Source organism: Pseudophaeobacter flagellatus, from assembly GCF_021228235.1.
In the GTDB taxonomy this organism is placed as follows: Bacteria; Pseudomonadota; Alphaproteobacteria; order Rhodobacterales; family Rhodobacteraceae; genus Pseudophaeobacter; species Pseudophaeobacter flagellatus.
This window is the reverse complement of sequence record NZ_JAJQRG010000003.1, coordinates 381,800-402,274: the sequence shown is the minus strand read 5'-3', so window position 1 is coordinate 402,274 and position 20,475 is coordinate 381,800. Positions and strand designations below refer to the sequence as shown.

Here is a 20,475-nt window from a genome sequence, read left to right as displayed (position 1 = left end):
TGCGGCCTCAGACCAGCCGGTAAAGCGGGCCAGGATCAAAACCCCGTCCCGCGCCACCTTCGGCGTCAGCCATTCAAAAAACCCAGCGCCTCCTGCAGGCGAGAGTAGTCACGCATTTTGGCGTTTTGGATGGTCTCAGGTGGCACCTCGGCCAGATTGGCTATCAGGGTCACCTCGGACATTGCTGCGCCTTTGCCACCGGCTTCAGCTGCCAGCATGTCGCTAACTGCGGGCTCGCGCAGGGTCAGGCCCATGCGCTTGCCACCATCCGCCAGGACGCCTCGCACAAGCGCCACGTTCATCGATCCATCAGGATTTTCTGTCAGATAGTCTGGAAGCTTATTCTCATTGCTCATGGGTCTCTCCTTAGATGCCCAGCGCGGCGCGCTGTTCGGCGAGGTGATCCACGCCCCCAACCATCCGCACCATGTTGATAACGTCGATTTCAGTGATCACCTGACCGTCGATGGTTTCCTTGAAATATTCGACTGACAGGTTGGTGGTGAGCGAGGCGCTTTGCCCCGGCGACCAGGTGCCCCGGTCATTCTGCAGGATCTTCGCCCGCATATTGTGGATCACGGGCGTTACCTTGCCGTCCTCGCTTTCCAGAGCCCCGCGCGCGGTGAATTGGATCAGCCTGCCAGGGCCAATCCCCCAGAGAGCCAGCACATCGGCACTGTAATTTTTCAGCACAAAGGAGCTGGTCATTTTCTCTTGGCCCATGTCGATATCAATGGGGGCATTCATGCCGCCTGCCCGCCACTCTTCTGCGGCGACCGATGGGCTACAGGGCGTGTAGTCCCCCAGCTCGCCCGCATAGCCGCGACCATCAACAAACAGATTGAAGTTTTTCAGGATGTTGCGAATAGCCATTATGCCAGCGCCTCCGAGATGTAATCGTTGACCAGGTGCGAGCGGAACGTCACACGCTCAGCCGGGTAAGGCGGGGTGAAGTCAAAGTTGAACCACACCTGCCCATTCTGAATGCTGGCCGCCGTGTTCAAATCTGGATCCGCCCAGCATTTACCGCCCAGCAAGGCCCCCTGGGCCACCAGCAAAGCAATAAAGCCGTTCACCCCTTCGACCACATCCTCGATGTAAGTTTTGGTGATGGCCCGATCCACGGCCCAGAGGTGCGCCCGCTGGATGCTTTCATTCAGCACATCAGCGGTGCGGCGCACGCACAAAAACTGCCATTTGGCGTCAGCTGTGGGCACCTGATTGCCCCAGAGGCGAAACCCCTCTTGGCGAATGATGGTTGTGACGGCATTGGCGTTGAGCAGATTGGCGCGGCTGGACTGATCGCCCAGCTTAAAGTCAACCGGGCGGGAGGTTCCGACAATGCCAAAGATGCCCTGATTGGAGGGGGAAACCCAAAACCCAATATCGTTGTCGGTTCGGGCGATCACCCCCGCGACCCGGGCCGATGCAGGCTCATCTACAATATCGCCAGCGCTATTCATCACCTTGACCCAAGGGTCAACAACATAGACCCGGCCAGAGGTGCCCCAATCGCCCGCATATGTCTGCGCAGCTGCATCTGTGGTGTTCGGACCATCTGCAACGATCACCGCGCCGATACGGTCGGCAATGCCTTCAAGCTCCGCCACAACAGGATTTGCAAGATCACCGGGCCGCTGATGGGTCCAGCCTGGAGCACAAAGGATGCGCGGGGCATGGCCAACAACGCTTTCTGCTCCGACCAAGGCATGCAGACCTTCGAATTGACCGGTTCCAGCATTTACGCCGCCAATCACGTTTGCCAGCGTCGTGGCCTCATCCGCGCCTTCATCAACGCGCACGACGATCACAACCGCGCCGATCTGGTCAAAAATACCGTCAAGCGCCGCTGGCAAAGTGCCGCCGCCCGTGCCGTCTTCCGTAGCATCCAGCAAGGCAGCCTCGCGGCGACTGCCAGCTACCATAACAGGCGTGTTCAAAGGAAAGGCGTTGTCGTCAGCCCCTGGGGCCGTCCCGACAACGCCAATGATACCGGTCGAAATGGTGCGAATTGGGCGCGGGCCCGCATCAATCTCGAGCACCTCGACGCCATGGAGAAAACCAGCCATTCTGTCCTCACTGAAACATTCATATTGCAGTGAGTATGTGAGCTTTCGGAGCTTTTCCCCTCTGGCTGATTTTCCCTTATCTACACAGCTTGCAGAGCCGTCACCGCCTCTTGCATGCGATCTTTTGCGCTCTGTACAATCGCGTCATAGTCGATAGCCAGGGGCGCTCCGGCCAATTCGTCATCAACTACCCGGCGCAGCCCAGTGACGCGGCTGATAATTGCCTCATAGTGCGCAGCATTCGCACCGATCTTTGCTGCTGTTTCGGAAACGGTCTCGCCGACAATATCTGCCTCCCCTTGCAGCAATGCCGTTTGCTCCTGTGTCCCGCCACCTGCAAGAACCGCCCGGGCGGCAGCGGCCTTTGAGGGCCAGCTTGCACGCTCATATTCGGAGACAACACCAGTGATCTGTGCCAAAAATTCGTCAACCCAAACCGCCAGGCCGCGCCGCGCCGCTTCCAGATTTTGATAAGTTGGCAAGTCTGGTGGCGCAAGCAAAGCGTTCGCGGGCAACGCGCCCAGCTCATCGACAATGAATGAGGAACCATCAGCACCCCAGATTTGCGTGCCCCGGTGATCTTCTACCAGTTCCCAAGCATCACCGGTGAAACAACGCGTGTAGCCCTCTTGCGGCACGGGAGGCTGTACCTCGGTAGCATTTGCTGGCACCAACGGCAGCTGATCAATAGGATCGAGCACGGCCTCTTGCTCTCCAAGAAATTCGGCGGTGACGGGGCTGAAATGGTAAATCTTTGGCATGGTAGTCCCCTTCAATATTTAATGCAGATCATCGCTGCGAGGTTGCGGGGGCGGGTCTCGGTCCCGCCTGTTGAACCCGTTTCATTATTCAAGGCGGTAACTGTGGAGCCTTCAGAACTGTTTGTGGTGTAATTCGACAGGTTGCCCCCGCTGCCCAACGCGCCGGTTTGACCGTGTTGGTGCGCTTTAAGCATATCGCCCTGCGCGCTCCCCAGCGCTCGCCCGGCATCAACCCCCCGGCCATGGTCCCAACCGCGAATGAATTCACCGCGATAATCTGGCAAGTTGAAGGTAGTTGCCCCGTCGCCATTACCGTGACGCGTTCCAATAGCATCAAACAGGCTGCTGTAACTGGTGCGCGAGATAGCTGCGCCGTTGCATTCAAGCCAACCAGCGGGAGGGGTCGTCAAGTCGAACGGCGACAGCATCCCGCAATGGGTGCGCAGCGACACGCCACCAAAGAGAATATCGCCTTTGGTGATTGTTAGTTCATCGCCCCAAATCACAGGTTCATCGACACCCGCGCCACCATTCTTGGCCACTTTCAGAGAAAGATTGCCGTTTGCAGAATCCAGATTGCCCCCAATATAAAAAGCGGTTCCGTCATGCGTGAACACGTTGTCGCCCGCCGACCTGTGCCCAAAGCGTATTTGCACATTGCCGCCGCCGTCGTTACTGGTGATCCGGTTCACACCCGTTTCCCAGGCGATCTCATTCCCCTCAATGTAGGCTGCCGCTGTACCGATCTTTTGATCAACCAGCATCTGCAGAATTGTAGCGGCAGTAAACTGTCCCGCATCAAGCTTGCCTGCCACTTGCCCAACCAGTGCGGCGAGTTCGTTATCGTTGTCGCCGATGGCGTCTGCCAGCTCTTTCAGCGTATCCATCGCGGCGGGCGCGCCGTCCAGCAGGGCATTAATGTGCTCGGCAATCGCAGCGGCCAAATGCTGCGCCAGCACCAGTTTACCCGCTTGCCCCGCCAGGGTCTGTGCTTCATTTGCAGCGTCGCCAGCATGGAAGGCAGTATATCCTTCAATTTCCAGCGGCGTGTCACAGTACCAGGCACCAGAGTCACGACTGAAACCAAACTCCGCATTCCAATCCCACGCGCTGCCATCGGCCAATCGCGGTGCCAGGATCAGCCTGTTTCCAGCGGCGGCCCAGCTAACATTCACCCGTTTTTCGCCGCCAAGGTTGATAAGCTCACTGCTTTGATCATTGCGGTAAAAGCTCTGTGCCTGGATGCCATCGAGCAGATCGGCGTCCAGACCAGATCCGGCACCATCAACGCCTTTCAACATGGCCAAAATTGCCTGCGCCGTTAGCGCTTCAATCTGGGCTTTCAACCAGAGCGTTCGGTTTGCCAACTGAGCATGAGGAACATTGGTGTGCCCCTTACCTGCGTCCAAATCGGGAGGTCCGGCATGCACTGGGTCGGTTTCCTCGATCTGATAAACCTCACCTTCCCAGGTGCTTTGTTCCTGCAGTCCTGCCATTACGCGACTCCATGTGTGAATTGCCCGTCGTGCGTGATCTGGGCGTTGTAAAGATTGAGCGCCTGATCATAAAACAGGCCCTTGAGATGACACCGCGCCGGGGCCGTATTCTGCAGGATCTCACGAACCTGGGCGGCCTGTGCGACTGTGATTGGGCGGCTTAGATAGACCCTGTATTCGGCCCAGTGGTCAGGGGGCGCATAGGTGCGAGACCCATCATGGGTGAACTGCGCGTCGTAAAAATCCCAGCCAAAGCGCTCGACGATCACAGCATCACCATACCCCGCCGCCGCAACTGCCTCTTTGACCGCCCCAATCGTTCCCTTTTTCTGGTGTACGGAGAAGGATTGCGAAATCGCCGCGCGCTTGGCACCCTCTGACCAGCCTGGGTCCCACTCATCGACGGAAAAGGCACCGGCCAACCAGGGCAAGAGAGATATCGGGCACGTCGCAGGGTCCCAGATCTCGCGCAAGGGAACCTGCGGCGTGAAGGCCTCCTGCAGAACCGCCTCAAAAGCCAACTCTGCAGGCGTTGCATTGTGGGGTAGCAAGGTCTCAGACATTGACGCCCCCCAGCTCAACAGTAATTCCGGCGCAGTATGCGGCCTGGCCATCATCTGCGACAACATCCGCCACAGGCGAGGCGAGCGTCACCTTTTGCACGCCCGGCTGATGTAGCGCCGCATAGAGCCCAGACAGGGTGACGTCTCGCCCCAGCCGGTGCTGTGCGTTCACATAGACGCTGACAGCAGCCTCTGCGGTATCTCGCACAACGCCACTGTCTGGCCCGGGGTAGACCGTCAGCGATGCGTCGATAGCATAGGCAACGATTTCCGCGCCCTGCACAGTCACCTGATCACAAAGCGGGCGTACCTCATCAGCATTAAGCACGGCGGCAACGGCAGAAATCAGTTCAGGCCCCGCCGATCCATCGCCCGTCCGAGAAAGAACCGTGATCAGAACCTCACCAGGCGCAGGGCTTTGCACGCTCGCGTCGGCAACGTCAGGATCTGCGCTCAGCGCGTGGAAGATATAAGCGCCAATCGGCCCGGCTGTGCTTAGCCCCTCAAAGGCCAGCAACATGCGGCGGCGCAGGTCTGTGTCGCTTTCCAAAGTCGGCGCTATCGGAGGCAGCGCCGCTGGGTCACCCGGGTCCAGCGTCAAACGAGCAACCCCGTACCGCACCGCGATCTGGTCAAGATCCGTGCCGGTCGAATAGGCAGGCATAACGGCCCGCGCCGCATCATTGACCCGCTGCAGGGTCAAAACCTTGAAATACGCCGCCAGCTCTAAGAGCTTGAAAGCCGGGTCACTCTCGAGCAGCGCATCAAAGGCGGGAGCACGGGCGCGCAGGTCAGCAAGCATTTCTGCAAGCGTCGCCTCATAGTCCAATGCCTGCACCGCATCTGGCGCAGGCAGTTGCGAAAGATCAATTGCGGAAAATCCACCAGCCATCAGCGCACCTCAATTCCATCTAGTCTGATCTCGCGCCCATCCGGCAAATAGGTGCCTTCCAGAGCAATCACGACACCGCCAGGCACCGGCATTTCAACTGCAATGCTGTCCAGCTGCAGCCGGGGCTCCCATGTCTCGATGGCCTCATAGGTGGCCGCCATCATGTCCAACCGGGTCGCATCATTCATTGGGGCATCAACCAGCCGATAGAGGCGGCTGCCATAGTCCCGGCGCATGACGCGGGAACCAATGGGCGTGGTCAGGATATCCCGCACTGACTGGCGCAGGTGGCCCATTCCCGACAGGCTTTTTCCGGTTGAGGCGTCAATACCATTCATGTGGTGACAATGGCCCTCAATGGTGCTGCAGAACCTCTGGCAGTTTTCCTAGCCGCCTGCGGAGACATCACCGGAACCGCTGGCCACATGCCCGCATGAGGCCGCATCACCCTCTCTGCAGATGGCAATACCCTCGGCAAACACAGTGCCACTGGCAGCGGCCATGACCGGGCCAGCATGCGCGCCAGCGCCGTGCGGAGTAACGGCGCACCCCAACACTGCAACCGGGGCGCCGTTGACCCGAACCGATGGCGCCAGGGCTTCGGAGATTGGACCACCTGCCGCATCCAAAGATATGCGAGAGACCCCGGGCATCAGTTTAGATCAATCTTGGGCGCTTTGATCCGAATACCGCTGGCATCGATCTCAAGAGAAGACGGCCCGACTTGGATCTTGAACAAGCCTTCGGTTGCTGCCGCGCCGGGGTTGCCCTGGCTAAAGACAGAACCAATGATCACCCCTTGAGCTGTATCGCCGGATTCAGAAAGCACAAGCACCTGCTCCCCCACCGACACTGGCGCCCAAATAGAGATTGCTGCGGCGCGTTCCGCCAGCCAGGGCAGCCAATCGCTTTCGCTATCGCCGCCAAAGCTCACCTTGGCGCGGGCTGTTCCTGCGTCGACTGCCGTGACCCTGCCAAACTTGACAATGCCCTCGCGCGATCGCTCGTTTTCTGCTGCTGTGTAGCTCATAGATCGCCTGCCAAATTATCGGAATAGTTCTGTTCGTTGCCAGGGCCGATATCTGGCGCATATCCAACTGAAACCGTTTGAGGCGTGACGCCTTCGCCCTCCCAGACGTTTGCGCCCAGGTCAATTTTCTGGTCCCATTCAACTGCCCAGACCTCGAACTTATCGAAAGCTGGGTCAAAGGCGTCGGGACCAATGACGGTCACCTGCGCGGGACTGACACGGTGCCCCCACCGGTTCTGGTGAACCAACACCCCCAGCGCCCCTGCCAGCTGACGGATCTCGCGCTTTACGTTTTCCTGGGCAAAAGAGAACACCACCCGCGCCGCCCATTTGGTGACCACCGGCAGTTGTTCGGTGCCCGGATCATCGTCGGGAGAACCTTCCATATCCAGCAACTCGAGCAAAACAGCAGGCACCGACAAATCAGTGCGGGCCGCGTCATAGTCCTCGACGGTTTGCAGGTCGGGGAATTGCCCCCTGATCGCATCCAGAATGGAGTCGTGCAGTGCCGAAAGATCAACATTGTCTGCCATGCTTTACGCGCTCCCCACGCCGTAGATGGTGCGGGCGCGCACCTCTGCCAAAAAGATCTTGAAAAACACCTCTTCGATCTCATCGAAAACCTCGTCTTCGATAAACCTCTGAGCTTCGTCCTCGATGGGGGCACGCTCTTCGCGGATGGGCCAAGCCTTGCCCGAAACCCGCCGCATGACAGTTCTGCGGCCCTTTGCATTCTTGGCAACAAATGCCCCGGCAAAGTCATGGCCACCAAAAGAGGCACCACCAGCTGTCTGCGCGGCTCTGCCTTTGAAAGCTGACACTCTCATGTCGTTGAGGCCAAACCACATCTTGACGTCACCCAAGCCCTTGCCACGTTTAAACCGGAACCCCTGCAAGCGCTTGCGCAGCTCGCCAGCGGTGCGCAGCTGCAGTTTGGTGCGCAACCCCTTACGCGCCCGGGTCTTCATGGTCTGAGCGGTGCGGCGCAGGGCGCGGGAATAGGCAAACTGCAGGTCTTTTTCGCTGGCGTCGAATTCGTCAGCGATCTGTTTCAACTCCTGCGCGTCAAAGTCAAAAGCCAGCATGGCAAGTCCCTAAACCTTGGCCAGGCTCAGGACCGCAAATCCTGTTCCGTCAAACTGTGGGCCGGTCAAAAGGTGGTAGACCTGCCCCTCTATCTCGACAGTATCCTTGGCGCGTAAATCAGCCACATCAACGGCTTTGCAGTTTAGCCGCGGCTGGCTGGCATCCGCCTCATATTCCCCGATCTGGGTGTTGAGGTAGGGCTCATCAAAAATGCCCGAAACGCCGCGCGCAACGCCCCCCTGCGGCGTGACCGTTGCCTCTATGGCAAAGTCATCAGCCTGCAGGAAGGCGTCTAGATTATCCCAGGCGGGGCTGGGCATCAGTTGCCGTTAGTGGCGGGATCTGGCTTTTTCGCGGCAGCCGTTTTCGCTGCCGGTTTGCCCGGTTCAATCTTGCCGCGTTGCAGAAGAGGCGCGGCCTCGGCGGCAGTCAGCATCAGCGCTTCTTTGTCGCTGGGTTTGCGAATTTTCTTGCCCCAAACAAAGGCACTTTTCACTTTGAATGGTTTGGTTTCTGGTGTTTTTTTCTCAGCCATTTCAGGTCCTCATATTGCGCAGTTTTTGACGAAAAGGGACGTGCTGCCTGACACGGCAGCACTGGTTTTCAGAGTGGCTTAGGAAGCGTCGGTGCCGTAGCACATGCCTGCAGCGTAGCGCAGAACAAAATCTACATCCTGCAGCGCGACAATCCGCAAGCGGCCACGGGTGCTGTGGCTGTAGGGGTCAACCGTCAGATCCAGACCACCCCACATGCCGATCAGCAGATTGCCAAAGTTGCCGTGGAACACATCGCCGTTTTGCACCTGGTTGGTGACCTCGCCGCGATAGCCGTTGACCGTGTTGTCGGTTTCCCAGATCGGCGCACCATTGGAACCCGCAAATTTTTGCGTGCTCTTGAAGTGGCCGCGCATGCCAGCATTTTGGACATAGGCCATCCGGTCAACATCGGCATTGTCAGAGGCAATGGCACTTTCCATTGCAATCACCTCAGCCCAAGTCGGCATGGCAGACCCGCCACCAGAAGCAGCGCCGCCAAAGTCGATCACATTCACCCCATTGGTGTTTGCAATCCCCAAGGGCTGGTCGCCAGTACCGGAGCCGTAGAACCCGGCCAGGTCAATCGTACCAGCCAAGGCACCAGCCAGATCGCTGCGCACAAGCGCTTCAATATCCATGCTGGACTGTTTCAGGGTCCGGCGCGTGATCTCGGAGTATGCGCCAACGGTTTTTGGCGAGAACTGTTTCTGACCAAGCCCAAGAATGCCTTCCTGCGCCTCATCATCTTCGCCGATCCAATAGCCCTGTGCGCCGCTTTCTTGTGTCGGAATATCAGGGTTGCCGGTAAGCCCCATCAAGGGAGTACCCAGCGATAGAAGGATCGCGCGATTGCGGAGCATCTGAATAAAACTCTGGGTCAACAGCGGGTTCGCAATGACATTGCCGCCAGTGTCTGCAGAAGTAGCGCCACCTGTGCCAGTATTGAGCGGCGCACGCACAAGTACATCCATGGGAACCATAATTCCCTGTGCGTCCCGCCCCATCGCCTCGGCAGCCGCATCCGACGCCTCAAACTCAAAGGATGCCGCCTCTTGGGCCGCCCGATCCGTTGGATTGGCCAAGGCACGAACAGCCCGCAGAAAAGAAAACTGATCTGCCTCTTGTTCGTTCAGGCCGATGCCAGAGCGCTCCGAGAGCTGGCGCTGATCATTGCCCCGTTGGTGCAGGTGATCGAGCAAACCACGGCGCATATCTTCCACACCCAGGCCGCCAGAAATCATTTCCTGGGCAAGATCTGCGGCGTCATACTCGCGGCCCAAATCGGTCAACTCACGAACACGCGATTGTTCCAGTTCGCGGCCACGGGCCAATGCAGCAGTCTCACCTGCGCCAGCCCGCTCAAGCATTTCAACAACTTCAACAATATTGCCGTCGTCATCCACTTTTGCCCGCACCAAGTTGCCGTCAGCATCGCGGGTGATGATAGTTTTCATCTCTTGCGTCCTCTGTCCTGTTTCAGCGGGCAAGCCATCCGCGCCCGTATCTTCCCCCACAGTTTGCCCTGCAGGCTGGCCGCCGCCCTCTGGCGGATTTTCCAGTTCGCGGCCCACGCCAACATTCTGGTCAGCGGGCACCGATACGATTGAAATCTCGTAGGGTTCCCATTCGGTCATGGTCACAAGGTTGGGCTGACCTTCTCGTACCTCTTCCTCGATTTTGCTCACGGTGTAGCCGACCGAAACATGTCGCCGAATGCCGTCTACAATGTCTTGAAAGATCTCTTGCGCGCGGGCGCTGTTACCGAACCGGACGAGCGCGCGGCCAACCTGTTCGTCGTCAACCCAGGCCTTTTCAACAACGCCAACCTGATCGTCCCAATCATGCCCCATCAGAAGCGCGCCACCGTCATTCAGGCGGCCCAGCTGTACAGATTTCTTCTTATGGGAAAGGACTTCCTCACCGAACCAACGCGAAACCGGAGTGGTGCTGGAAAAGGCCAGCTCTACCGTCCGCGCCTCAACATCGATAGCACCGACTTCGACAGTTCGGAGCAGGCCACGGTGTCCCCCAGACTGCTTTGTGTTGATCTGTTCTGCGGTGATACTGCGAGTAAGAGAGCGGCCAATCAGCTCTTTCGTAGTAGCCGTTTCCTTACTCTTCGTCGTCTGCACCGGGCGTTCCGGTTTGGGGGGTACTGCCTTGCTGGCCATTGCCCTGCCCTCCTTTTGATTTCGCTGTGATCAACGCAGTGATCGTTTCTTCGGGAATGCCTGCGGCGCGCATGTCACCAATGTCGGATGCGATCTCGTCATAGACTTCGCGCGGGTCTCGGCCCCGCTCGCGGATCACTTGGCCGCGCGACTTGATCAGATTGTCGATTGCCTCAACATCGGCTTTCACGTCTTTTGACGGGTCGATCCATTCCCAGCGTCGGGCCTGAAACTGAACTGCCATAAATTTTTGACGTTTGGCGGCAGGCAGAGGCGAGCCATTGTCTAAGGTGATGCGGCCAGCGATCAGTGAATAGGAAAGCCAGCGCTCGTAAACAGGGAACCCAAAGCTCTCGATCAGGGATTCCTGCAACTCTTTCCAGTGGTCTCGCTCCCCCAGCATCCCGTGACGAATGCTCGAAAAGTTCACCCCCTCGAGATCATTGGCCAAATCGCTGTAGGCCATACCAAGCCCGCTAGCGGCCCCCCGCAGCGAGTGCTTTGAGAACACGGCCATTTCACCATTGGGATACTGTGACTCATCGTTCTTGATGCGAGCGCCATTGGGCAAACTCTGGTAAACACCTGGTTCGCTTTCGATCTCGATATCTTCGGGATCAACATCGTCATCAAGATCTGGCCCGGCCCCCTCTTCCCACTCGATGAAGCCTTGACGGTTTGCGCCATCACGGGCCGCGATCAGTGCCGATTTTTCAAACTCGCCCAGCTGGTGCATGCGCCACAGCGCCGTGGCCATCCAGGGCAGCCCCCGTTTCTGCCCGATGAAATCCGCCTCAAACCAATGAACGATCTCATCGGCCGGCACTTTTAAAAAGCCGCGACCGCTATGGTGGTAGTCTGCCTCATTAGGGCTCAGCGTCGTAAAGTAATAGGCAACGGGGCGACCTAGTTTGCTGTACTCAATACCAGCGCGAATAAAGTGACCACCTGGCAGCTTGTCCTCATCCAGGTCCACCGGGCACCGCAGGGGGTCCAGTACCTGCAGCGAGAAACCCCAAGGCCCCGCATTACGGCCAACAACAAAGCGAACCATAAACTCGCCATCGGTGACACAGCCGTTGATCAGCTCCTTTTGGATCTGGCGAAAGGAGCGGCGACCGGTCACATCACAGTTCTTGGCTTTGCACCAGTCTTTCCAGGCCCGTTCAAGCGCCTTGTTCGCCCCTTGATCCAACTGACCTTGTTGATCGTCTTTAACCCTGGCTTGCAGAACCAATCCCTGTTGCCCCACAATATTGCGGCGCGCACTGCGCTGGAACGCTTTGCCATAGGGATTATTCGCTGTCTGCTCGCGCGATCTTGCCACCAAAACGCGCCAGTGACGGCGAATGATTTGATCCGCAGGCATGGGCGTGTTCGTCCAGCCCTTGGTAAATCTGTCTGTTTGACCCGCATCAAAGTTGCGAGCGCTCCCCATTCGGATTGGCCGCGATAACGTTGGAGGGGCTTTCCTGCGCGGGGTTTCTGCAGCAGGTGCTGAACGCGAAAACAACTTTCCAAACATCAGAACGACACCTTGTATCTGGGACCAAGCCCGCCGCCCCTACGCGCTCGTTTTTTTTGGCTCAACTCAGCTCGATACTTTGCCCGCAGCTTCATCAGTTCGTCCAAAGGCGTGCGCTGCAGCGAGCGGTTGTTGATCTGATAGCTCTGTTGGTCGATGGTCGCGCGGTTCTCGATCACCGCCTCGACTGCATCCAGCACCTTGCGCACATGGTCACGGCCATCAAAACCCTGCCCAAGCGCTGCCAGATCTGGGGCAATCCGCGTTTCGCCGGTCTCGACGGTGACAACATCCACCCCGTCACTCGCCCGCAGCTCAAAGCGGTAGTGTCCCGGCGCCCAGTCCTTGGTGACGCTCGCAGCTGCATGAAACAAATGATTGTCGCCATCATCCGTGCTGGCCAGATCGATCTGACCCGGGCCTCGCAGAATGAGGTCAACCGACCACTCGGGGGCCGGGTAAACCGGTAAAAATACAGTCGCCCGAAAGGTGACGCCTGCACCGATTTCGCCAGGAATTGCGCTCACGATATTGCCCTATTCAGATGCCGCGTCGTCGCCTCTTGCTCTTCGGCTTCCAAACGCGCTTTCCCGTAGCCTGCGGCTTTTGGGGCAGCGTGACCTCTGGCTCTTTTTCCTCCAACACGTCTGGTGGCACAGTTTCGACTGGGGCCTCGACCTCTTCGTCCTCTACTTCCAAGGCCTTCACCAGGCGGGCAATATTGGGGTTTAGGATCTTCAACGCCGCTAGGGCATAGACCCGGCAGTCAAAGGCCTCATTGCGCGGGCGCAGGCGGTGCCATTCCCGAATAGGAAAGCCCTTTAGGTATTTGGTCCGCAGGCTCTCAGCAGTGAACATATCGAACCAGTTCGGGTCACGATCCTTTGGGAAGTGGTTGTAGCCAGGCCCCGGCCCCGCAATCCGCGCCCTTTGCGCGACGACAACCTTGGCCTCGTCAACGCCGACAGAGAACAGTTGCACAGGACGTTTGCCGCGCTGGCGGATCTTGCTGGGTGCGCCCACAATTTGCCGCCCCCAGCCACCAACGCCCTTGATGGCAAAGACTTTGCGCCCCAACCGGGTGCGGGCATAATCATAGGCCGCCTGGGTATAGCCGCCGACGGTGCCCCCGGTATCCAGAGCAATGGCAGATATCCGCAATTCACTGCCGTTCTCATGGGTCCAGCTATCATCTAGTAATTCGTCCAGCTCATCCCAGACCTCAGACCGTAGCGGATCACCCCACAAAACATGGTAGCCAAGAGACCAGGACTCTTCCCCCAAGCCCCAGCCAACAACTTCCACCTCGAGCCGGTCGACCTGCATGTCGACGCCTGCAGTAATCACACCCACACCGCGCGGCGCCGGTGCGTTGAACTTCTCGGCCCGGGCCATCAAATCAGCCGCCTCGAGCTTGTCGCCCGCCTCTTCCCAAGTCTCTGCCAGCGAGACGTTTACAAAGGTCTGTAGATCGCCTGCCGCCTTCTTATCCAGAAAGCTCTGCACAATATCTTTCAGGCGGCGGAAACAACTGTAAAGCTCTGACAGGTGGTAAGAGGCATGGCCCCTAAAGGGCTTCTTGGCGATCCAGCCGCCACCCTGCTTTTCAGCATTTCGGATTGCCGCACAACGCTCGCCATCATTCCAGGCCGTTCCGCAACCGTCTGCCTCACAGAGATAGGTTGCGGTTTCCGGCAGGTGCTCCCCGTTCTCGTCTTTGTCCCAATCTACCTGCCCCCATTTGAGCTTTTGCAAATGGCCGCAATGCGGGCAGACAACGTGAAAATACCGCTGATCTCCCTGCTCGAAAGCGGTCTCGATATGGCTTTCGCCCTTGATTGTGGGGGTGCTGATCTCGAGCAAGAGCCGCTGATCGCCAAAGGTGGCGGCGCGCTGCCATAGCAGGCCAACCGGGTGACCCTCGCTGGTGCGGTCATAGCCGTCTGTTTCATCACAAACGATAAAGGGCGCCGACCGCCCCCGCATGGTTTTGGGCGAACCAGACCAGCTGAACATGAGGAACCCGCCCGGGTAACTCTTCATACGCTGGTTGTTGACCCCATCCCGACCGCGCGGCTTGGCCAGCACCTCTTGCAGGCCCTCGTTCGCCTCAACCATCGGATTGAATTTGGTCTCTAGCCAGGTGGTCAGATCCCCCTGGCTGGGCTGCATCATCATTTGGGAAACGGGGTTGAACCCGATCCGGTATGCCTGCGCCGCCAGAGCGGTTTGCGTCTTGCCAACCTGCGCGCCCCACATCAGCGAAATTCGCTCGCAGCGTGGGTTGGCAGTCATGTCGATAACTTCGCGCTGATAGGGCGCGTTATCAAACCGCATTGGACCCGGCACGGCATTGCCGACCGGGATTTTTACATTGGCCTCTGCCCACTCAGACGGCAGCAGGTTTGGGGGCGGTCGCAGATAATTGCGGGCCCGCCTAGATGACCGAACTACCGCGCTGGCATTGGAAAAGTCAGCCCGGGCGTTCACGCACTTTCCGCCCCCTCGCTTTCCTCATTGTCTTCAAGATCCAAATCGGATTCGTTGATCAGATCACTATCGGCCAGGGCCTCGAGCGCGTGATCAATTTCTTCCAGCAAAACTGCCTTGAGTGTTGTCTCATCGGTTTCACCCAGCAAACGGCTGGCCGCCCGGCTGGGCACCACATTGCGCAGGCCCGCGCGCACCTCACCAAAGGCTTTGACCATGGCCCGTTCAAGCTGCTCAACCGGCACGACCTCATCTTTGGATTTTGCAAGATCCAGTTCAGCCTGTTCGGTTTCGGCGGCCAACTTGCGCAACAGCAACTCGTCTTTGGTGGCGTGCGTGGTATGGCTGGACTCCGCTCTGATATCGTCCTCGCGCCAGTTTCGAACATCGGCGGTGTTGAATGTCCAAGCCCGCCCGCGCCCGCCCCGCTGCACAACGGGACAATCGCGTCGCACCCAGCTTTCAATAGTAGGAAGTGACACGCCGTTGATTTCGGCCAGTTCGGTGCGGTTTACTTCTCTGCCGCGTGATTTCTTTTTCTTTACAGTCACTTGAACCCCTGACCAATAACGCACCTCTGTTCTGCTCAAGAGGTAGCTTTTTTACATTTCCAATCTGGATCTGCGTTTTGTTTCAGATGGTTGCGCGATCTATATAAACAACAACCCCCTACCCCAGCGGCACGCACACATAAATTTCTGCGCATCTTACTACCCACAGGCCGTTACCCCCCGGGAAGGACCCGCGAAAACATACGGCGGGTGCCTGTCCAGGCGGCCAAACCGATCTGGCGCGGCGTCGGAGCCAGCCAGCCGACCAATGCGAGCAGTAGCAACCAGGCCGGTGGATCTTCGCGCACGATCAACGTCTCAACGCTTTCGCTGCGCACACCGGTCCTGCCTGTACTCTGCTCGATTGATCTGGCTTGGGAACGGGTAACGCGCTGATCTGAGAACACGGCATTGCCAACAGTCTGGGCATTGGTTCGGCCTGCCTGCACGTTGGCGGCGACATTCGGCCCGCCACCTGCAAGGCCTGCCAGTTTCCCGACAGGAGTGCCGCAAGAAACCAGCAGTAACAGCCCCAGTGAGCAGGCCCGCCAGTCCATCAGCTAAGGCCGTCCATGCACAGCGCGCGCTTGCTATCGGCACGCCGGTTTTCCAGCCCCCGAACACGCTTGCCGCCCGCTCGCACCCACCGGTGCAATTCACTGCAGGCCCGGCTGTATTGCCCAGCATTGGCGAGGCGCATCATGGTTGACCGACACACCGGGCCAGATCCCACATTGAAGGCCAGCTCAAGCATGGATGCCTGAACACCAGCCGGAATGTCGGGGTTTGTCATGCAGCGGCTAATCTCAGCATAAAACATATGCACATCAGCCTTTAAGCGGGCGACACAATCCGACATGCTGGCTTTTTCGCCCATCCTGACGCCGTGCGTGTCGCCAAAACAGATCGTCGGAACACCGACAATATCGCGATAGGCCTCAAGTCGGACGCCTTCCCATTTTGCAATGAAGGGCGTCGCCAAGGAAATCACCAAAGCGCCCGCACCCAGGCCCAGAGCCGCCCGTTTGCGCATCGCACCACTGGCATCACGCCGAAACACACCAAGCGCATTTGACAACCCAGCCTGGGCGACGAGGCGGGCCGGAATAGCCAAAGCATTCACCACGGCAGCCGCAGCTGCAAACATGACAGGATCCACGCCCAGCAACCCAGGCGACACCAGAGAGACAAAAACGGGAACAGAAGACAGCACGCATGCCAAAGCGATCAACCACACCGACCAAGACCCGGCTAGCACTGATTTCCAGTTGGGAAGTAGCTTCATTGTAAGCTCCTATTGTTTTTCGGGAAAATAGCTGGTCGGCGGCGAGCGGCGGTCCAGGCGCGCGCGGATATCAACCAGCGTTTCAAGAATGCGGTCTAGAGTGGCGTCCTGCGCGCTGATCCGCTGCTCAACTTGGCGCAGTCGGGGGCTGATGCGGTCGAGCTGATCCTCAAGGCGCTGAAAGTCATCCAGCGCAACGACCTGCCCCTCTAGACGGCTGATCGTCGCCTCTGTCACAGACATGCGCGTGTTGAACTGCCCCCATGCGAAGGCTAAGGAGGTGAGGATTGTCACCAGGCTAAGGATTGTGCCCAGCGAAATGTTCTTGGTGATTGTAGGCTGCGTCATGCAACTCTGACCTCTCCGCTAACTGGCGGCAGTCGTGCGCGCCCGTTGGTTTGAGGTCAAAATCGCAGCTATCTTGTAGCTCCGCCTCTGGCAGTTTTCTTAGGAAGCCCAGAATTACCGTTTCCGACCCGAAGCAGCCCCATGCTTGCATGGTCAGATCCAGGGGGTGTGCTTACAGGAAGGGCGGAGAGCGGGCTTTCGCTGCGCCTTGGATGAACGACGGCTAAGGTCACGTAGCGGTCCTTGGCACTGATGGCTTGTTTGCACTGATTGGCGCGGTTCGCTCAGGCCTGATCAAGAGGCGGCGTCTTCAGCAGACTGCCGACAACGAAAACCGGGAAAACATTGAACTCGATTCCACATTGGGGTGTAGTGTGGGTGTGATTACTCAGTCGAAAGCACCTTAAAACCATGGTAGATTTTTCAAAACTGTCTCGGCCAAATTCGAAGTCAGCACCAACCGACCCCATCGATATATTTAAGAAAACACCAAATACAGGCGGTGCTCCCAATGATCTTTGGAAGGGGCAGGCGGACGCCCTTGCGGCATGGAATGAAGCGCGCAAAGAAAAGGACAATCTGATAATTCTCAACACGGGCGCGGGGAAGTCCATTGTGGGGTTGATGGCAGCCCAGAGTCTGGTCAATGAAGGCGTGGAGAATGTTCTCTTTGTTTGCAGTACGATTGACCTCGTCGAACAGACTGCGCGCGAAGCTGAGAAACTTGGCCTAAGCTATACTACAAGGACTGGTGGCAGTTACTCCAACGATAAATTCGAAACAGGTAAGTCATTCTGCATAACGACCTACCAAGCGCTCTTTCTGTCGACCTCCCCCTTTAAGAAATTCCAGCTTGGTGGGATAATTTTTGACGATGCTCACGTATCGGAAAGACTGATCCGAGATAGTCTCACTGTGTCCGTTTCGGTCGCCGATCATGAAGACTTGTACAACCGATTAGTCGAAATCGTCCGACCAGAGTTCGAGAATATTAAGAAGGGGGACCATCTAAAGTTTGTTGTCGACGAGGCATCCGGCGGGACTACGTTATGTCCCCCTATGACAGCAGCAAGAAATTCCGGTGCAATCATCGATGCCTTCAAAGCCTACGATTATCGGAAGCACAAGGACCTCCTATTCCCTATGCTTCAACTCTTCGAGCACATTTCCTATTGCGCAGTGTATGTGTCCTCCCGTGAGGTTGAAATTTGTCCTCCATTCATTCCGAATGCTCACTTTGAGCATGTTCTGAGCTGCCCAAGGAGAATATATCTGTCCGCAACGTTGGACTATCCAACGGACTTCATAAGAGCATTTGGAACCCCCAAAGTTAACAGGATCGAGCCGAACAATGATGCTGGCAACGGGGAGAGGGTTATCATACTTGGCTCTTTGCTCAAGGATCCCGATGGGAAGATAGATTTAGCCAACCGCCTAAAGGCGGAGTCGAAAGTTCTCGTTTCTGTACCCAGCTACAGAAAGGCAGGGGTATGGAAGGAAGTGTGCAAGCCGCCCTCGGCGGACGACTTTTCAGAAGCTTTGAATGATTTCCGCGTCAGTGACACTGGGGCATTCTGCTTGGTGTCTAGGGTCGACGGAATAGACCTTCCGCAAAACACATGTAGAGTTATGATCATCGATGGAAGCCCAAGTGGCTCCAATTCTCAAGAACGCTATCAAGTCGAAGCTCTGCAGATGTTGAGCCAGAACGCTACCAAAACGTCAACTCGTTTGACGCAGCTTCTGGGTAGAATTAACCGAGGACGAAGCGATTACGGTGCGTTTATCATATACGGCCATGACCTGAATACGTGGTGCAAGAACGATAGAAATATTGCTCTACTCCCGGCGTTAATTCGAAAGCAGTTCCTGTTGGGAGCAAGTTTGCAAGAGCAGATAGGTGAGAGCAACAACGAGCAACTGGTTGAATTGTTGAATAACATTCTTGGAAATGGCGAAAGTAAGGTTCGCGACAAAGAATGGCTGAAATTTTACGGCGAAACTATCGATGGCTTGGAGGTAGATGAAGACTCGATAAATTTGGTGCGGGAGCGTGAGGAGAAGTTGGCAAGTGGCGCGTCGGCTGAAAGTGAGTTCATGAGCTACCTTTGGCATGGGGATGGTCAAAGGGCTCGACAATCTCTCATGTCAGTTGTCGACAATATCGCACCCGTCGACTCAAAGCTCGCAGGTTGGTATGATCTTTGGCTTGGTATGACTTACGAAATGGATGGAGATTTGGGGTCCGCCTCGACGCATTACTCACGGGCCAGATCAAGGCTTACGCCAAGGCTCAATGTTCCTCTCATTAGTAAATTCGATACCGAGCAGGGAGAACTGGACACCGAGAACCCTGTGCAACGGAAGTTGGCGGATTTGAACATGAAGGCCGGGAACCCGTTCTCGAAGTACGCGGCCTCGCTTAGACGTAGTATCTCAATCGTTGGAAACCACTCAAAGTCGTCCAATGAGAGGGAAGAAGCTTGCCGCATCATTGGTGAACTCCTCGGTTTTGAAACGGCTAGACCTGACAATGTTTTCAAGAAGGGGCCAGACGTCGTCTGGAGCTCAGAGGAGACCAAGGAGCTTATCGCGTTCGAGCTGAAGACCCAAAAAAAAGAAGGTGATACGACATACAAGAAAGATGCGGTCGGGCAATCTCTTAATCATATTGAATGGCTGCAAGAGCATTATGATGGATACGGCTTCAGCGGAGTGATCGTGTTAGGCCCTCTGGGTGTCGTGAGCGGCAACGCCTCTCCGGGCGATCATCTGTTCCTAGCCTCACCAGATGAGTTCTGCGAGGTATGCAATGGCTTTGTGGCACGTATCGACGATTTGGTTGGCAGGACGCAGCTTGAACGTTGGCACATGCTGAAGGAGCTCGGCATGCTTCCGGAGTATCAGATTGGCGGTTTGTCGACTGCGTTCTCGCGCAGACTACTCAAGTCTTTGATGTGAAAATCTCGTCAGTGTAGTTGGCAAAAGGTGAAGGACCACATTCGAAAGGTCCTTCACTGTCCGGTCTCAGCAGCTCGGTACTCGCCGCTGATCTTTGCCTGACGACCAATTCTGCACGATGCCATGGATGACCGCTTCGGGGTGCTGCGCCGTAGCGACGGGTGACGCGTCGAACGGCAGGTCTGGGCCGACTAGACTCTTACATAGCGTTTTGTGGCCAAGAGGACTGGCGTGCTATACTGTTACAAGTGGGCCAATCGGCTATTTTTCTGGGAGGATAAAATGAAGCATTTGATAATCGCTGCTACGGCAGGACTTCTGATTACCGGGACTGCGTCCGCCGACTCTCACCGGAGCCCTGCGCCCGAAGGTGCCAGCGCGTACATTGTTTCGCCGACGGATGGATCCACGGTGTCAAATCCGGTTACTATCGTTTTTGGATTGGAGGGTATGGGCGTCGCCCCGGCCGGAACAGACGTGGACAACACCGGCCACCATCATCTTCTGATCGACGCCGACCCAAGTACGCTGGACATGGATTCCGGACTGCCCGCAACGGACAAGATCGTCCATTTCGGGGGTGGCCAGACACAGGTGACCAAAGATCTGCCTGCAGGCACGCATACGCTGCAACTGTTGCTTGGCGATTGGAGCCACGTTCCACACAACCCGCCTGTGATGAGCGAGGTTATTACAATCACGGTGAACTAA

Annotated in this window: 24 protein-coding genes; 2 read left to right on the top strand and 22 right to left on the bottom strand. The window is 57.1% G+C overall.

The genetic code is table 11. The annotated features are described in order from the left end of the window. Positions 1-65: 65 nt before the first annotated feature. The 22 genes from LRK71_RS08315 to LRK71_RS08215 all read right to left on the bottom strand — a co-directional run bounded on the left by LRK71_RS08315 (position 66) and on the right by LRK71_RS08215 (position 16,803). The gene (locus tag LRK71_RS08315; RefSeq protein ID WP_232402540.1) at positions 66-356 is read right to left on the bottom strand and encodes a phage tail assembly protein; all 291 of its coding nucleotides are present in this window, start codon (positions 354-356) and stop codon (positions 66-68) included. A gap of 10 nt (positions 357-366) precedes the next feature. Beyond that, positions 367-873, bottom strand: a complete 507-nt coding sequence (locus LRK71_RS08310) for a phage major tail tube protein (RefSeq protein WP_232402539.1) — start codon at positions 871-873, stop codon at positions 367-369. After that, entirely contained in the window at positions 873-2,069 is a 1,197-nt protein-coding gene (locus tag LRK71_RS08305; RefSeq protein WP_232402537.1) for a phage tail sheath C-terminal domain-containing protein, read from the bottom strand. Before LRK71_RS08305 ends, LRK71_RS08310 begins: the two co-directional genes overlap by 1 nt. 80 nt (positions 2,070-2,149) lie before the next feature. Further along, positions 2,150-2,830: a hypothetical protein gene (locus LRK71_RS08300; RefSeq protein ID WP_232402535.1), complete on the bottom strand. Its 681-nt coding sequence runs from the start codon at positions 2,828-2,830 to the stop codon at positions 2,150-2,152. An 11-nt stretch (positions 2,831-2,841) separates the two neighbouring features. Further along, complete coding sequence (locus LRK71_RS08295) at positions 2,842-4,326, bottom strand: phage tail protein (protein ID WP_232402533.1); 1,485 nt, start codon at positions 4,324-4,326, stop codon at positions 2,842-2,844. Then, on the bottom strand, positions 4,326-4,889 hold the full coding sequence (locus LRK71_RS08290; protein ID WP_232402531.1) for a phage tail protein I: 564 nt from the start codon (positions 4,887-4,889) through the stop codon (positions 4,326-4,328). Before LRK71_RS08290 ends, LRK71_RS08295 begins: the two co-directional genes overlap by 1 nt. Further along, positions 4,882-5,781 (bottom strand): baseplate assembly protein, encoded by a 900-nt coding sequence (locus LRK71_RS08285; RefSeq protein WP_232402530.1) that lies wholly within the window; start codon positions 5,779-5,781, stop codon positions 4,882-4,884. Before LRK71_RS08285 ends, LRK71_RS08290 begins: the two co-directional genes overlap by 8 nt. Further along, positions 5,781-6,119, bottom strand: a complete 339-nt coding sequence (locus LRK71_RS08280; protein ID WP_232402529.1) for a GPW/gp25 family protein — start codon at positions 6,117-6,119, stop codon at positions 5,781-5,783. The genes LRK71_RS08285 and LRK71_RS08280 overlap by 1 nt, the downstream gene beginning before the upstream one ends. A gap of 48 nt (positions 6,120-6,167) precedes the next feature. Continuing rightward, positions 6,168-6,434: a PAAR domain-containing protein gene (locus tag LRK71_RS20540; protein ID WP_408635986.1), complete on the bottom strand. Its 267-nt coding sequence runs from the start codon at positions 6,432-6,434 to the stop codon at positions 6,168-6,170. Beyond that, positions 6,434-6,811, bottom strand: coding sequence for a phage baseplate assembly protein V (locus tag LRK71_RS08275; RefSeq protein ID WP_232402528.1), 378 nt, complete (start codon positions 6,809-6,811; stop codon positions 6,434-6,436). Before LRK71_RS08275 ends, LRK71_RS20540 begins: the two co-directional genes overlap by 1 nt. Beyond that, positions 6,808-7,344: a hypothetical protein gene (locus tag LRK71_RS08270; protein ID WP_232402527.1), complete on the bottom strand. Its 537-nt coding sequence runs from the start codon at positions 7,342-7,344 to the stop codon at positions 6,808-6,810. Before LRK71_RS08270 ends, LRK71_RS08275 begins: the two co-directional genes overlap by 4 nt. 3 nt (positions 7,345-7,347) lie before the next feature. Continuing rightward, complete coding sequence (locus LRK71_RS08265) at positions 7,348-7,896, bottom strand: phage tail protein (RefSeq protein ID WP_232402526.1); 549 nt, start codon at positions 7,894-7,896, stop codon at positions 7,348-7,350. 9 nt (positions 7,897-7,905) lie between these two features. Next, on the bottom strand, positions 7,906-8,217 hold the full coding sequence (locus LRK71_RS08260; RefSeq protein ID WP_232402525.1) for a head-tail joining protein: 312 nt from the start codon (positions 8,215-8,217) through the stop codon (positions 7,906-7,908). After that, positions 8,217-8,432: a hypothetical protein gene (locus LRK71_RS08255; protein ID WP_232402524.1), complete on the bottom strand. Its 216-nt coding sequence runs from the start codon at positions 8,430-8,432 to the stop codon at positions 8,217-8,219. The genes LRK71_RS08260 and LRK71_RS08255 overlap by 1 nt, the downstream gene beginning before the upstream one ends. Positions 8,433-8,510: 78 nt before the next feature. After that, positions 8,511-10,604, bottom strand: a complete 2,094-nt coding sequence (locus LRK71_RS08250) for a phage major capsid protein (RefSeq protein WP_232402523.1) — start codon at positions 10,602-10,604, stop codon at positions 8,511-8,513. Then, positions 10,546-12,042 (bottom strand): phage portal protein, encoded by a 1,497-nt coding sequence (locus tag LRK71_RS08245; protein ID WP_269751669.1) that lies wholly within the window; start codon positions 12,040-12,042, stop codon positions 10,546-10,548. Before LRK71_RS08245 ends, LRK71_RS08250 begins: the two co-directional genes overlap by 59 nt. Before the next feature lie 86 nt (positions 12,043-12,128). Beyond that, complete coding sequence (locus LRK71_RS08240; RefSeq protein ID WP_232402521.1) at positions 12,129-12,656, bottom strand: hypothetical protein; 528 nt, start codon at positions 12,654-12,656, stop codon at positions 12,129-12,131. Between the two features lie 13 nt (positions 12,657-12,669). Beyond that, positions 12,670-14,619 carry a phage terminase large subunit family protein gene (locus LRK71_RS08235; protein WP_332460251.1) on the bottom strand — a complete coding sequence of 650 codons (1,950 nt, stop codon included), beginning with the start codon at positions 14,617-14,619 and terminating at the stop codon, positions 12,670-12,672. Continuing rightward, on the bottom strand, positions 14,616-15,170 hold the full coding sequence (locus LRK71_RS08230; protein ID WP_232402518.1) for a terminase small subunit: 555 nt from the start codon (positions 15,168-15,170) through the stop codon (positions 14,616-14,618). Before LRK71_RS08230 ends, LRK71_RS08235 begins: the two co-directional genes overlap by 4 nt. A 173-nt stretch (positions 15,171-15,343) precedes the next feature. Continuing rightward, positions 15,344-15,727: a bacteriophage spanin2 family protein gene (locus LRK71_RS08225; RefSeq protein ID WP_232402517.1), complete on the bottom strand. Its 384-nt coding sequence runs from the start codon at positions 15,725-15,727 to the stop codon at positions 15,344-15,346. Further along, positions 15,727-16,455, bottom strand: a complete 729-nt coding sequence (locus LRK71_RS08220; RefSeq protein WP_232402516.1) for a lysozyme — start codon at positions 16,453-16,455, stop codon at positions 15,727-15,729. The genes LRK71_RS08225 and LRK71_RS08220 overlap by 1 nt, the downstream gene beginning before the upstream one ends. Positions 16,456-16,464: 9 nt before the next feature. Then, positions 16,465-16,803, bottom strand: coding sequence for a hypothetical protein (locus LRK71_RS08215; protein WP_232402515.1), 339 nt, complete (start codon positions 16,801-16,803; stop codon positions 16,465-16,467). A gap of 411 nt (positions 16,804-17,214) precedes the next feature. Here LRK71_RS08215 and LRK71_RS08210 point away from each other — a divergent pair, with 411 nt between their 5' ends. Together LRK71_RS08210 and LRK71_RS08205 are read left to right on the top strand one after the other, a co-directional pair. Continuing rightward, positions 17,215-19,764: a DEAD/DEAH box helicase family protein gene (locus tag LRK71_RS08210; protein WP_232402514.1), complete on the top strand. Its 2,550-nt coding sequence runs from the start codon at positions 17,215-17,217 to the stop codon at positions 19,762-19,764. Between the two features lie 282 nt (positions 19,765-20,046). Then, complete coding sequence (locus tag LRK71_RS08205; RefSeq protein WP_232402513.1) at positions 20,047-20,475, top strand: DUF4399 domain-containing protein; 429 nt, start codon at positions 20,047-20,049, stop codon at positions 20,473-20,475.